This window comes from Herminiimonas sp. Marseille-P9896 (assembly GCF_903993245.1).
Classification (GTDB): Bacteria; Pseudomonadota; Gammaproteobacteria; order Burkholderiales; family Burkholderiaceae_D; genus Oxalicibacterium; species Oxalicibacterium contaminans.
In genome coordinates this window covers 676867-689990 of sequence record NZ_CAJEVT010000002.1, presented here as the reverse complement: position 1 = coordinate 689990, position 13124 = coordinate 676867, and the positions used below count along the sequence as shown (strand labels likewise).

Annotated in this window: 10 protein-coding genes; 5 read left to right on the top strand and 5 right to left on the bottom strand. The window is 55.6% G+C overall.

The genetic code is table 11. The annotated features are described in order from the left end of the window. The first annotated feature begins 65 nt into the window (after nucleotides 1–65). Together H7U06_RS08705 and H7U06_RS08700 are read left to right on the top strand one after the other, a co-directional pair. Nucleotides 66–962: a LysR family transcriptional regulator gene (locus tag H7U06_RS08705; protein ID WP_175625736.1), complete on the top strand. Its 897-nt coding sequence runs from the start codon at nucleotides 66–68 to the stop codon at nucleotides 960–962. Between the two features lie 142 nt (nucleotides 963–1104). Next, a complete protein-coding gene (locus tag H7U06_RS08700; RefSeq protein ID WP_175625735.1) occupies nucleotides 1105–1509 on the top strand; it encodes a group III truncated hemoglobin in 405 nt (134 codons plus the stop codon). Nucleotides 1510–1587: 78 nt separating this feature from the next. On the opposite strand, the gene azu is transcribed toward H7U06_RS08700, so the two are convergent. Further along, nucleotides 1588–2040 (bottom strand): azurin, encoded by a 453-nt coding sequence (gene azu, locus H7U06_RS08695; RefSeq protein ID WP_175625734.1) that lies wholly within the window; start codon nucleotides 2038–2040, stop codon nucleotides 1588–1590. A 344-nt stretch (nucleotides 2041–2384) separates the two neighbouring features. Here azu and H7U06_RS08690 point away from each other — a divergent pair, with 344 nt between their 5' ends. The 3 genes from H7U06_RS08690 to H7U06_RS08680 all read left to right on the top strand — a co-directional run bounded on the left by H7U06_RS08690 (nucleotide 2385) and on the right by H7U06_RS08680 (nucleotide 6437). Further along, nucleotides 2385–2888 carry a sigma-70 family RNA polymerase sigma factor gene (locus tag H7U06_RS08690; protein ID WP_217703449.1) on the top strand — a complete coding sequence of 168 codons (504 nt, stop codon included), beginning with the start codon at nucleotides 2385–2387 and terminating at the stop codon, nucleotides 2886–2888. After that, nucleotides 2885–3871 (top strand): FecR family protein, encoded by a 987-nt coding sequence (locus tag H7U06_RS08685; RefSeq protein WP_175625733.1) that lies wholly within the window; start codon nucleotides 2885–2887, stop codon nucleotides 3869–3871. Before H7U06_RS08690 ends, H7U06_RS08685 begins: the two co-directional genes overlap by 4 nt. An 88-nt stretch (nucleotides 3872–3959) precedes the next feature. Beyond that, on the top strand, nucleotides 3960–6437 hold the full coding sequence (locus H7U06_RS08680; RefSeq protein ID WP_175625732.1) for a TonB-dependent receptor: 2478 nt from the start codon (nucleotides 3960–3962) through the stop codon (nucleotides 6435–6437). 69 nt (nucleotides 6438–6506) lie between these two features. On the opposite strand, the gene H7U06_RS08675 is transcribed toward H7U06_RS08680, so the two are convergent. From H7U06_RS08675 to H7U06_RS08660, 4 genes are all read right to left on the bottom strand, one after another. Further along, the gene (locus tag H7U06_RS08675) at nucleotides 6507–8909 is read right to left on the bottom strand and encodes a TonB-dependent receptor (RefSeq protein WP_254873180.1); all 2403 of its coding nucleotides are present in this window, start codon (nucleotides 8907–8909) and stop codon (nucleotides 6507–6509) included. Between the two features lie 104 nt (nucleotides 8910–9013). Further along, entirely contained in the window at nucleotides 9014–10036 is a 1023-nt protein-coding gene (locus H7U06_RS08670; RefSeq protein WP_175625731.1) for a FecR family protein, read from the bottom strand. Next, nucleotides 10033–10566 carry a sigma-70 family RNA polymerase sigma factor gene (locus H7U06_RS08665; protein WP_175625730.1) on the bottom strand — a complete coding sequence of 178 codons (534 nt, stop codon included), beginning with the start codon at nucleotides 10564–10566 and terminating at the stop codon, nucleotides 10033–10035. The genes H7U06_RS08670 and H7U06_RS08665 overlap by 4 nt, the downstream gene beginning before the upstream one ends. A 201-nt stretch (nucleotides 10567–10767) precedes the next feature. Further along, nucleotides 10768–13092, bottom strand: a complete 2325-nt coding sequence (locus H7U06_RS08660; protein ID WP_254873211.1) for a TonB-dependent siderophore receptor — start codon at nucleotides 13090–13092, stop codon at nucleotides 10768–10770. Nucleotides 13093–13124 lie beyond the last annotated feature (32 nt).

The following is a 13124-nucleotide window of genomic DNA, read 5'->3' as shown; positions in this document are numbered from 1 at the left end:
CAAAAGATAATCCGGCTAAAATCGACATCATTATTCGATATTTACCAACAATAAGGCCGTAAATCATGGATAGATTCCAGGAAATGCAAATTTTCGTGCGCATCATGGAGCGGCGCAGCTTCACCAAGGCTGCCGAAGACTTGCAGCTGCCACGCGCCACCGTCACCAATGCGATGACGCGCCTGGAAGAACGCCTGGGCTCCCGCCTGCTGAACCGCACGACGCGACTGGTTACTCCGACGCTGGATGGTGATGCCTATTACACGCGCTGCGTACGCCTGCTAACCGATATCGAGGAAGCAGATGGCGCTTTCCGCAATACTGCGCCCAAAGGTTTGCTGCGCGTCGGCGTGCAGGGTACGGTGGCCACCCACTTTCTGGTGCCTACGCTGCCCGCTTTCTTCGCCCGCTATCCGGGTATAGAACTGCATATGGATGAAAGTGATCGCCTGGTCGACCTGGTGCGCGAAGGCATAGATTGCGTACTGCGCGGCGGCACACCGCAGGACTCATCGCTGATCGCACGTCGCATCGCCATGCTGCAACAAGTGACCTGCGCCAGTCCGGCTTACCTGGCCCGCTACGGCCAGCCGCGCAACATAGAAGATCTGGCACAACACAAAGCGGTCAACTACATCTCCAGCGCCAGCGGCAAACCCTTCCCGCTGGAATTCATGGTGGATGGCCGCATGCAATCCATCGTGCTGCCGACCGCCATCTCGGTGACCGGTACCAAGGTATACACCGGTTGCGCGCTGGCCGGCATCGGCATCGTGCAAATGCCGCGCTACCACATCGAACAGGAAATACAGGACGGTCGCCTGCAACTGATCCTGCCTGATACACCACCTCCCGGCATGCCACTCTCGGTGCTCTATCCACAAAACCGCCAGTTATCAGCACGTATACGCGTATTTACCGAATGGATGCAGGACATATTCAAAGCCGCCGGCCAGGCATGAGAATTTGAGCCAGATCAATTCCGACCGAGTCGGAATGAGCGTTAATAGAGTACGCGGTCTATCATGTACATACGGCTCATTAGAACTCATTTCACAAATATCCGTGAGATGCGTTCTAGCCATCACCCATCTGGAGAATAAAGTGCCTGCAGAAGATCTATGCACTGACGAAGAAGTCGCAACACTGGTACACGCCTTTTACGCCAAAGTCCGGCGCGATGAAGTACTCGGGCCGATCTTCAATGGCCTGGTCGATGACTGGGATCATCATTTGAGCAAGCTGGTGGATTTCTGGTCATCCATACTGCGCGGCACTGGCCGCTACAGCGGCACGCCTATGCAAAAACACATCGCCTTGCCACATCTGGACGAAGCATTGTTCCAGCGTTGGCTGGCCTTATTCCTGGAAACCACGAAAGAACAGCCGAATCAGGCCATGGGAGAACGTGCGTATGCGTCGGCACAAAGAATTGCTCAGAGTCTCTGGTATAGCTACCAAATGTCGCGCAGCCCGAACAGCATACCGGCTGATTTGACGTTTAACTGAGTAGATTTGCTCTTAAAACAAAGCAGAGGGAGGTGTCGCTGACAAATCCGTATTCGTCAGCGACCTGTAGCAAGTGACTTACTTCGTCACTTGTACCGTGCCCTTCATGATGCCCGAATGGCCGGGGAAGGAGCAGAAGAAGGAGTAAGCCTCGCCTGCTTTCAGCTTGGATGGAGCGAAGCTGATGGTATCGCTCTCGCCGCCGCCTATCACCTTGGTATGCGCGATCACACGTGCATCACCCGCCTTCAGGTAACTCTTATCCAGTCCTGCCGCGATACCGTCGCTGGCCACACCTTGCATATCGGCTGTCTTGGTCAACACCCAGTTGTGGCCCATGATGTTCTTGGCCATCTTGCCGCTGTGCTTGAGCTTGACGGTGAATTGTTTGCAGCTTTGCGGTACCGAGATGCTGGCCTTATCAAACTGCATGGCATCATTGCTGCTGATCTCGACTGAACAATCTGCCGCCATTACCTGGCTGCTCAAGCCTGCCATCATCAATACGAGTGCTGGTTTCCATACTTTCATTCTCTTCTCCTTCAATTATTGGTTCATCGCATCGGAGCTGTGACCTTCCTCAGGCTTCCGATTCTCACATTGCAGGCCGATATACACATATGCGATTCCTTATGTCGGACATATGCAATCTGATATGGATTGTGCCGAATATAGGCAACTGCTGATTTGCGCCATATCAAATAAATCCCAAAGGCTTACAAAGTACGCATGCGGACGATTAGCAACACTTTCGGCCAGATGCCTTGATCAGACCATCCAAATATTGAGCTAAACCGACCTATCATGCAATAATAATCATTCTCATTTACAGACTTTATTCAGATAGATCTACCATCCCTCATCCGGATCCCGCTGTGAACCACCTACTTTCGCCCACTTCCATTATCGAGAAGCTCTACATCGAACATCAACCCTGGTTATTCGCCCGGTTGCAGCGTCGCTTGTCCAGCCGCGCCGATGCGGAAGATGCCACAGCAGAAACTTTCGCGCAGGTAGTCGAAAACAAACATCCTGAAGCCATAGCAGAACCCCGCGCCTTCCTCACTACCATTGCCAAACGCGTGCTGTTTCATCTCTGGCGTCGACAGGACCTGGAAAAAACCTATCTGCAATCGCTGATGCTGCAACCTGAAGCGGTCGCCCTGTCCCCCGAAGAACGCGCAGTACTGATAGAAGCAATAGAACAAATCGACCGTGCGCTGGACGCACTCCCGCTGCCAGTTAAAACTGCATTTCTGTATAGCCGCCTGGATAGACTCACCTATCCGGAAATCGCCGAACGCATGGGCATCTCCCTCGCGACGGTCGAGCGCCATATGAAGCGCGCCATATTGGAATGTCTGCAATGGGCACCGTGAATACAGCAGGCAGCGCCTACCCATCGAACGACCGCATCGTCCATGCCGCCGTCGATTGGTTGATACGCTTTGAATCCAACACCGTGACCGAGGCTGAGCAACGCGCCTTTGAATTATGGAAGGCTGCTGATCCGGCACATGAGCTGGCGTGGAAACGGGTCGCTGGTTTACTGAACGACTCATTTGCCGTCGTGCGCGATGCCGGTTTGCGTGCGCCGGGGCAGATGCAGGCAGCCCAACGCACCCTGCTCAGCACACGCCGCCGCAAATTGCTGCGCGGTGCACTCGTATTCGCTGGCGTAAGTGGTGGCACCGCTTTGCTGGCAGAACGCCAATTCGCCATAGGCCAACTGATGGCCGACCTGCAAACCGGTACCGGACAAAGACAAACATATGCACTGGCGGACGGCAGTAGCGTGCAACTGAACGCTCGTTCAGCCGTCGACGTCGATTTCAATCAGCACACCCGCCAGCTGCGTTTGCGCGCCGGTGAATTGATCGCCAGCGTCGCACCTGACAGCAACCGCCCTTTCATCGTTCAGACCACACACGGCATGGTGCGGGCACTCGGCACCCGCTTCCTGGTCCAGCAACGCGATACCTTATCGCAGGTAGTCGTGCTGGAACACAGCGTAGATCTGCGTACCAGCGACGGCCAGCAACTACGCTTGCGCGAAGGCGAAGGTGCGGTCTTCGATGCAGCAAACGTCAATCGCATCAGCGGCGATGCTAGCGCGCTGGCCGCCTGGTCAGATGGCATGCTGGCAGTGGAAAACGCCAGCCTGGCTGAAATCATTACGGCACTCAAACCGTATTACAGCGGCTACATCCGCATCTCGCCGCAAGCGGCCGCCTTGCGTACCTTCGGCGTTTTCCCGCTGGATAATCCGGCCCATACCTTGCGCACGCTGGTACATGCTTTACCGCTGCAAATGCAGCAATACGGCAACTGGCTGATCACCATCGATCTCATGTCGGCCTGACCCGAGCGAAATTTATTTCAAAAAACATGAGGGGTTTTTCTGCTTCGTTCCACATGGTTAGTGAAAACCAACCTTAAGGGACTTACACATGCAGCATCGACACCTTCCTCGCTTAAAGCTGAGCCGCATCGCCTTTGCCGTTGCTATCGCCTGCACCCAAGCCGGTGCATGGGCACAAGCCGCCGAGACGACTGCCGCGACTAGCGCCGTACAGTTCACTATCCCGGCAGGACCACTCAGCACCACCCTCACCCGCATAGGCCAGCTCAGCGGCCGCACCATCATTGCCGACCCGGCTCTTATCAGCGGACGCCAGGCGCCAGCCATCAATGGCCGCGTCTCTTCCGGCGAAGCAGTACGACAAGCACTGACTGGTACTGACCTGACGATAGAAACCACCCCGGGTGGCGCGCTCAGCATACGCCGTAAAAGCGCAGACGAAATCAGCGATGCCAACACACCCGAAAACGCCGCAGTCATGCCCACCGTCGTGGTAACCGACGAACGCATGGGCGGCAGCCTGGCACAACCGGCACGCCAGATCACCGTCATCGAAGGCCAGGAACTCAATGACCTGCGCGCGATTTCACCCAACAGCATAGGCAGCATGCTCACCAAGGCGGTGCCGGGCTTGTCGGACTCCAGTCGTTCACTGACCGACTACGGTCAGACTCTGCGCGGGCGTAACGCCCTGATACTGGTAGATGGCATTCCACTCAATACCAATCGCGATTCATCACGCAACCTGGTCAATATCGATCCGGCCCGTATCAACCGCATCGAAGTGCTGCGCGGCAGCAGCTCCATCTACGGCAGCGGTGCCAGCGGCGGCATCATTTCGGTCACCACACGCCCACCAGGTGGCGAGCCTGTCGCAGAAACCACAATATCGATGAATGGTTCACTCTCGAAACTCAGTAAAGACGGTTTGGGTGCACAGGTACAACATTACTTTTCCGGCAAAGGCGATGTAGTCGACTATGAAGTCGATGCATCCTATCGCCGCATCGGAGGTTCCTACGACGCACATGGCGACCGCATTGCACCGGATGCCAGCCAGGGGGACCTGTTCGATTCGAATACTTACAGTCTCGGCGGCAAACTGGGCTTTCGTATCGATGCAAATCAACGCCTGCAACTTTCTGCCAGCTACCTGCGTGCGAAACAGAATACTGACTACGCCACTGATCCCAAGATTGCCAGTACACCTATAGGAACAGCAACAGCGCGTGCCATCCAGGGACTGAATCTGGTGAATCAGAATGAAGTAGAAAACACCCTGCTGAGCGCCAGCTACGAGCACAAGGACATCCTTGGCAGCTCGCTTTCCGCGATGCTGTATGGACGTGACAACTTCACGCGCTTCACGCCGTTTGATGCACGTGCCAACGTTAACCGTGGCGGCAATATCGATCAGGTCATGCAAAACAACAAAGTCTTTGGTGGCCGCCTGACCATGGATACACCTTTGGGCAGCGACCAGAAAGCAAAACTGCTGTGGGGTGCAGACTTCATCCAGGAACGCAGCAACATGCCATTGGATGTCTTTGATCCGGCCGCTTACGATGCCAGCGGTGGCCTGGTATTCCGCAAGACCGGACAACGTACTTACCTGCCGTGGCTGACCACGCGCAGCATGGGTGCATTCGCGCAATTGCAATACAAATTCAATGAACAATGGTCGGCCGAAGGCGGCTTGCGCTACGAAAAAGCCAGCGCCTCCTTCGATGACTTCCAGCCATTGTCGCAATCCAAGCTGGCAAGTCCGACTACTATCAAAGGTGGCAAGGTCAGCTACGACGCCGTCGTACACAATGCAGGGCTGACATTCAAACCTGTCAAAGGTCAGGAGTTCTACGGATCGGTAAGCCAGGGTTTTGACCTGCCTGATATCGGCGTGATATTGCGCAATGCAAATGCCAGCTTCAACATCAATTCGTCACAACTGGAACCGGTAAAAACAGATAGCTATGAACTGGGTTGGCGCGGTCGCTTCAGCAACACCATGGCGACCTTCGCCATATTCCGCTCCAGCTCGGATCTGGGCGGCGTGCAATCATTCAATAACGGTCTTGTACTTACACGTACCAGTGAAAAAATCAACGGTGTGGAAGCCACCGTCGATTACTACAGCGACAACGAGAAATGGGTAAGCGGCGGCACCTTCACCTGGATGCAAGGACGCGAATTACCGGCAGGAGCAAAGCAGGATCAGCAAATGACCGGCTATCGCATCCCACCTGTCAAAGTGACAGCCTATGTGCAATACCAGCCTAATGAACGCTGGAGCAATCGCGCGCAATTCACATGGTTTGCATCGAAAGACTATCGCCTGGCCGATGGCAAAACACAGTTTGCACGTGCCGACGTGGATGGCTATTACACCGTGGATCTGGTATCGCGCTACAAGTTCAGCAAGAAGGACTCGATCACACTGGGCATAGAAAACCTGTTTAACAAATACTATCTGCCGCTATACAGCCAATTGATACGGAGTGGTAACAACAACAGCCGCCTGCCTGCAACTGGTACGACATTTGCGATTAGCTACACGCATCGCTGGTAAAAAATCAGCGATATAAAAAAGCCCCGATGACTGCTCGTCATCGGGGCTTTTTTTCATACGCTACCAAACTTAGAATTTCAACGAAGCATTCAAAGTCAGCGAGCGCGGATCACCCGCTTTGATGTAATCGGAATACTGGAACATCCAGTAGCGCTTATCTGCCAGGTTATTGATGGCGACACGGAAGCTGGTGTCGTAACCATTGATGCGTGTGTCATACGTCGCACCGACATTCAACAAAGTGTAGCCAGGCGCTTGTAGGTTATTGCTAGGTCGCAGCATGGTTGCGCCTGTGTACTTCATGTTGGCATTCAGCTTCAAACCTGGAACTTCAGGCACGGTATAAGCAAGCTGTGCGGCTGCAACTGTGTTGGGCGCACCTGCGACGCGATTCCCGGCAAAGGCAAAGCCATTTTGATACTCGGTATCCAGCAGCATCAGGCTACCACCCAGATTCCAGTTTTTCGCAAGGCGTGCCGCTGCACCCAGCTCCAGCCCCTGATAGATGGCTGTACCATCTTGTACCAATACATTCGCAGCATTGCCATACTCTGATTTTTTCTCGATACGGAATACGGCTGCAGTCGCGCTCCAGTCATTTTGATTGGTCTTGACACCGACTTCATATTGCTTGCTCTTGAGCGGATCCAGCATGGAGCGATAGTTTGCATAGCCGACACCAACAGAAGAACCTGGCTCCAGCGATTCCATATAACTGGCGTAGGCCATAGTATTGGGAGCGAAGGCGTACATCAGTGCCAGTGTCGGTGTTTTCACGCCATCCTGACGATAGGTCGAAGAGACACTACCGTTGGTGTTGAAACTGGTCTGGCTGTAATCGGTATAGCGCAAACCCGCCAGTATCGAAATGCGTTCAGACAGCTTGATCGTATCGCTGGCGAACAAAGCCTTCTGCGTCACTTCACCGCCACGATACAAACTCAATGCGCCACTGCTGTAGTAGTTATTGGTGTTTTGCACAGCCAGGTTGCCACTACCGATCAAGCCGTAAAAACCATTCGAACTGTAGTCATTCTTCAGCTTCAGATTGGACGTACCCAATACGACCTGATGCGACAAGGAACCGGTCTGGAATTTTCCTTCCAGCATGGTTTGCCATTGATTGAATTGATAGGCTTCGCCGTAATCAGAATGGTCGTCCTGGTAATTACCCAGGCTGTCGCTCAGGCGTAGTACGGATTCGTTACGGCGCGTACGGGTGGAGCTATGGCTATAGCTGGCACTGAGCTTCCAGTCCGACGTCAACGCATAACTCAGGCCGGTGGAATAAAAACGGAAGTTATTGTCGGCATAAGTGCCACCGCCGACGATGGTGGCATTGTTATTCCGGATAGCTGCTGGCAGTGCACTGCCAAGAGCACTGGTTCGTATCGTCGGTTCCTGCCCGATCGCTTTTCTATCCTGCAGGATGGTCTGAAAATCCCAGGTCAGCTTGTCACTCAGGCGCGCATCCAGTGCCAGCGATACCGAATTCCGGTTTAACGAACCATTGTTGAAAGTCTTGCCCTCTTCGTGCGTGGCGTTCAGACGATAACCAAACATGCCGTTCTCACCTACCCGCCCGCCGAAATCGGCATACTCGCTAATCAGGCCTTTGGATGAATAGCCGAGGCCGACGCTACGCAGCGGCGTATCCGTAGGCTTCTTCGTGACGTAGTTGATCAGGCCACCTGGAGAGCCAAAGCCATACATAAAACCGGACGAACCCTTGAGCAATTCAATCTGCTCCATGTGCTCGTACGGCAGTGAAATGACATAGCTGAGGAAAGGTTTGCCATCGATGCGATAAGAGTTCTGGAAGTCCAGCGCCAAGCCTCGCACTGTCAAATAGCTGGCCCACGCACCATAAGCGCCGCTGTTATCCGATACCGAGGCATCGGTCGTAAACAACTCTCCCAACGTAGTGATCCGGCGCTCGGCTATATCAGCACTGGTCACTACTGTGCTGGAAAAGGGTGTTTCCAATACAGTGCGACTGCCCAGGGCACCACTATTGACTGGTGCAGCAAGATGCTGCCCTTCATCCGCTTGTACCACGCCGCTCACCTTCACTTCGGGCAGCGTCGTTTCCATCGCACCGGATGGTGATACAGGAATGCGTTTCAAAGTGTAGGCATTGCCACCGCTAGGACTGCTCGTCAGGCTACTGCCTTGCAACAAGACATCAAAACCTTGCTTGATGCTGTACACGCCGTTGATACCGCCGGTCGTTTTACCCGCAGTCAGCTCAGGCTCGAAGGAAAGCATCACGCCGGCACTCTGCGCAAAGCTGTTCAAAGCCTGCGTCAGAGGGCCAGCCGGAATACTGTAGCTGCGTGTCGCCGCAGACTCGGCAGCGCTGGTTTGTGCAAATACCACGGCCGGCATACCGATAGCGGCGCCCAGCGACACAGCCAGCAAAAGCTGTATCGCCGCTGCCAATGGTTTCTTTTTGAAAATTGCTTGATGCATGGAAATTGCCCTCCTGTTTGGTGTCTTCATAAGTGATGACGAAGCAAAAGACTGGAGGGACAGTGCGGTAGGTAAATTATTTAATACGCGTTATTTGAGAGGCGTCACTTAAGAGGTGATACGACGACCAGCAAAGGTGTGTATTGCTTGATGCGTATCGGCGTGGTCGCCAGCAATACCGCCAGCGTGCGATCAGTATCATCCAGCGCATACACACCGGATACACGCAAGCCAGCCATCTCATTTTCATTGTAGATAATCCGGCCATAACGGTAGCGCGACAGTTCCGCCAGTACCTGATTCAGCGGCCGGTCGTCTACTACCAGCATGTGCTTGCTCCATGCGGACACAGCTTCCACATTGACCGTATTCACCGCTTGTACTGCATCAGGTGTCATCACGGTTTGCTCGCCGGGTATAAGGTCTACACAGTCCGGCACTTTCGCTGCGCATGCCCGCACCGAAGATTCCAGTACCGTGACGCGTGTGCCCTGCTCTTCACGCTTGACCATATATTGGGTGCCTAGCGCACGAGCGCTACCATGTTCCGTTTCGACGATGAATGGGCGCGCCTTATCCTTGGCAACCTCAATCATGATTTCACCGCGTTGTAGCGTGATGCGGCGTTCTTTGCCACTGAAGTCGATATCGATCGCGGATTGTGTATTCAACGTGATGCGGCTTTGATCCGCCAGCTCAATCACACGTTGCTCACCAATTGCAGTGTGATAGTCCGCCAGCATGTATTTGCCCAATCCCGTTTGCGAAGCAAACCATGCGCAGGAAATCGCGATGCACAGCATAAGTGCCTGCATGACAACTTTCTTGCGTTTGCCTGCACCGGACTTCAAGGCCTTGTTCAACGCCAGTGCTGCTGGCTTGCTGCTGACCGTATCAAAACGCGCCCATAGCTTTTCCATGCGCGCATATGCCTCCGCATGACCCGCATCTTGCTGGCGCCAACGTTCGAACTCAGCCAGTTCTGCCGCCCCGCTATCGCCGGAATGCAGCTGTGCATACCATTCTGCGGCGCGGGCGATGACATCCGCTGTCAACCCTGCCTGCGGCTGATGTGTACCCTGCCGCAATGCGCTTTGCGCGTCGATATCCGGTGTCGCCGACCTCATGCGAGCCGCTCCCCTGCATAGGCAATCTGATAGCAATGCACCATGGCACGGGCAATATACTGTTTGACCATGCTGGCGGAAACACCGAGACGCGTCGCGATTTCCGGATAGCTGAGATTGTCGAGACGCGACAGCATGAATGCCTGGCGCGGTTTTTCCGGCAAGTCCTCCAGCATCCGGGCAATCAGTGTCAGCGTCTCCACCGTTTCCAGCTGCTGTTCCGGTGCTACGACATATACCTCATCCTGCAGCAATGCGAGTGCCTCCAGATAGGCCTGCTCAACCTTGCGTCGCCGCGTCTCATCTATCATCAAACGAGTCGCCGTAGTCGTCAGGTAGGCGCGCGGCGTCTGCAGGGTCGTCAGTTCAAACGGCACTGACAACAGGCGGAAGAAAGTGTCCTGGGCGAAATCCGCCGCACTGTGCGGGCAAGCCAGTTTTTTACGCAACCAGCCATACAGCCAACCGTAATGTTCGCTGTACAGGCTATCCAAAGCATCGTGCTGGTTGTGATGTGTGGCGGGAGGCATGGGAACCGGATGGGGATCAAAAACCATGTTTGATAATGATTCTCATTATCACATCACTTTTTATTTCCGGCTACATCCGGTTTGTGACCGGCTGCCAAGATGTTGTTTTCTCGCTTGTGTTGAAGCAAGCGCAACACCCCGGGAGTAGAAGTTCATAAAGCCCTAATGATTCATCATCAGGGCTTTATGAAAAGCATACGGCTACCAGCGATAAGTGACGGTGCTGATCAGTTTCCGCGGTTCGCCATAGAAGCAACCGTAGGTACAACTACCGATGTAAGTCTTGTCCGCCAGGTTGGTGGCATTCAACGCGAACTTCCACCGGTCCCTGCTAAAGCTGAGCATAGCGTCCATCAGCGTGAAGGACGGCACCTCGACCCGCGTGCCATGCGCCATGCCATAGGTACTACCCACATAGCGCATTCCGGCACCCACGCGCAAGCCCGGCAGGCCGAAAGAGCCGAAGCCGTAATCACTCCAGATCGAGAACTGGTTCAACGGCACCGAGTCGAGGCGACGGCCTTCCGCATCTGGCTGCAAGGGACTGGCCTTGAGCGTGCGCGCGTCGGTGTAGGCATAGGCAGCGATCAGGTTGATGTTGCGGCCAATGCGGGTGCGCGCCTCCAGTTCCACTCCGCGCGAGCGCGCCTTGCCGGTCTGGATCTGGTAGGACGTATCCATGGGGTCCGCGACGGTGACGTTCTTGCGTGTCAATGTATAGACGGATGCCGACAGCATGGTGTCCGAGCCCGCGGGCTGGTAGCGCAGGCCAAGCTCATACTGTTCGCCCTCGGTGGGCTTGAAGCGGCTGCCCTCGCGGTCCTGACCGCTGGTCGGCTCGAAGGACTGGCTGTAGCTGACGAACGGTGCCAGTCCATTGTCGGCCAGGTAGACCAGGCCGGCGCGGCCAGTGAAGGCCTGGCTCTTCTCGTTGTCCGCGTATTGCTCGCCCGTGAAGACATTGCTTTCGCTGGCGCGGACCCAGTCCTGTCGACCGCCCAGCAACACGACCCATTTGTCCTCGATTTTCATCTGGTCCTGGATATAGACGCCCATGCGCCGCGTGTCGCTCTTGGTGGACGATCCATAGTTGGGCGTGGCCGGTCCCATCGGACCGCCGTAGACGGGGTCGTAGAGATCGATGCTGCTGGCCCGCCGCAGATAGCGCTTGGTCTCGTGCTTGGGCAGCGAATAGTCGAAGCCGGCCAGCACCGTGTGCTGGATAGCGCCCGTCTCCACCTTGTACTGCAACGAAGTGTCGACGTTGAAGGCCGTTGACAGGTCCCAGCGCGGGCTGGCGGTCCGACTGGCGGTGTGGCGCAGGTCGGGCGCGAGCTGCCAAATGCTGGTGGAATCGTAGCCGCTCTCGGCGCGGATATAGCGCAGGTTGTTGCGCAAGATCAGCCTGTCGTTAAAGGCATGCTCAAACACGTATCCGATCGACGTGCGCTTGAGATCGAAGCGGTCGAAGCCGGGCTCGCCGCCGAAGCGGTCGCGTGGAATACGGCCGTTGGGATTGGGTAGTACCGTGCCCTGGGCCGGCAGGCCATAGGCATAGGCGGTATGGTCACGCTGGTATTCCCCAAGCAACGTCAGCGACGTGCCGGCGTTTGGTTGCCACTTTATGGCTGGCGCCACATAAGTCCGATCGTCGGGCACATGGTCGACGAAAGTATTGCTGTCGCGCCGCAACGCCGTCAGACGATAGGACCACTGCCCGTCCTCATCCAGCGCGCCACCGAAATCACCTGACAGCTGCTTGCGATCGAAGCTCCCCAGTTCCACATTCAACTCGCGCAGCGGCTCGGTGACGGGTCGCTTGCTGATCGTGCTGATGACGCCACCCGGTGGCGTCGCGCCGTACAACACGGACGAAGCGCCTTTCAAATACTCGATGCGCTCCAAGCCGTATGGCTCTTGCCGCCCGTTGTAGATGTTCACCGTATACAGCGTGCCATCACGATAGTAGTTGCCCAGGCTAGTGCGGAAGCCGCGCAGGAACAAGCTGTCCGTGGTGCGGTCCATGCCCTCGGCGCGGCTCACACCCGCCACGTATCCCAGTGCATCCTGCAGGCTTTGCGACTTCAGCGTCTCAATTTCCTGCGCGCCGATCACCGTGATCGATTGCGGCGTTTCGATGATCGGGGTGTCGGTCTTGGTGCCGGTGGCGCTGCGCCGGGCGGCATAGCCAATAAAAGGACCGGTGGCTGTTTCCTGGCTCGCTGTTGCCGTTATTGCAGGCAAGGTAGAAACCGTTTTCGCCGGAACCGGGCGCAAATTCAAGGCACCGCTGGCGCTCATGAACAGTTCCAGATCCGTTCCTTGCAAAGCCTGGCGATAAGCTTGATCTGCGCTCATTTCACCCCGGATGGCAGGCGCCTTACGGGCTTGCACCTGCTCCGGCTGGATGGAAATGATCTGCCCGCTTTGGCGCGCGATTCTGGTCAGGGTCGCATCCAGCGGCCCGGCCGGGATGTCAAATGACTGCGCTGCAGATTTGTTGTTTTGTGCAAACGCCGTCTGCATGAGCGCTGGGGAACCCAGGGCAAGGCAGACCG

Excerpts from the sequence above, each read along its gene's own strand:
- H7U06_RS08705 (WP_175625736.1), top strand. The coding sequence starts at position 66 with ATGGATAGATTCCAGGAAATGCAAATTTTCGTGCGCATCATGGAGCGG.
- azu (WP_175625734.1), bottom strand. The coding sequence starts at position 2,040 with ATGAAAGTATGGAAACCAGCACTCGTATTGATGATGGCAGGCTTGAGC.
- H7U06_RS08680 (WP_175625732.1), top strand. The coding sequence starts at position 3,960 with ATGCAGCATCGACACCTTCCTCGCTTAAAGCTGAGCCGCATCGCCTTT.
- H7U06_RS08675 (WP_254873180.1), bottom strand. The coding sequence starts at position 8,909 with ATGCATCAAGCAATTTTCAAAAAGAAACCATTGGCAGCGGCGATACAG.
- H7U06_RS08670 (WP_175625731.1), bottom strand. The coding sequence starts at position 10,036 with ATGAGGTCGGCGACACCGGATATCGACGCGCAAAGCGCATTGCGGCAG.
- H7U06_RS08665 (WP_175625730.1), bottom strand. The coding sequence starts at position 10,566 with ATGCCTCCCGCCACACATCACAACCAGCACGATGCTTTGGATAGCCTG.
- H7U06_RS08660 (WP_254873211.1), bottom strand. The coding sequence starts at position 13,092 with ATGCAGACGGCGTTTGCACAAAACAACAAATCTGCAGCGCAGTCATTT.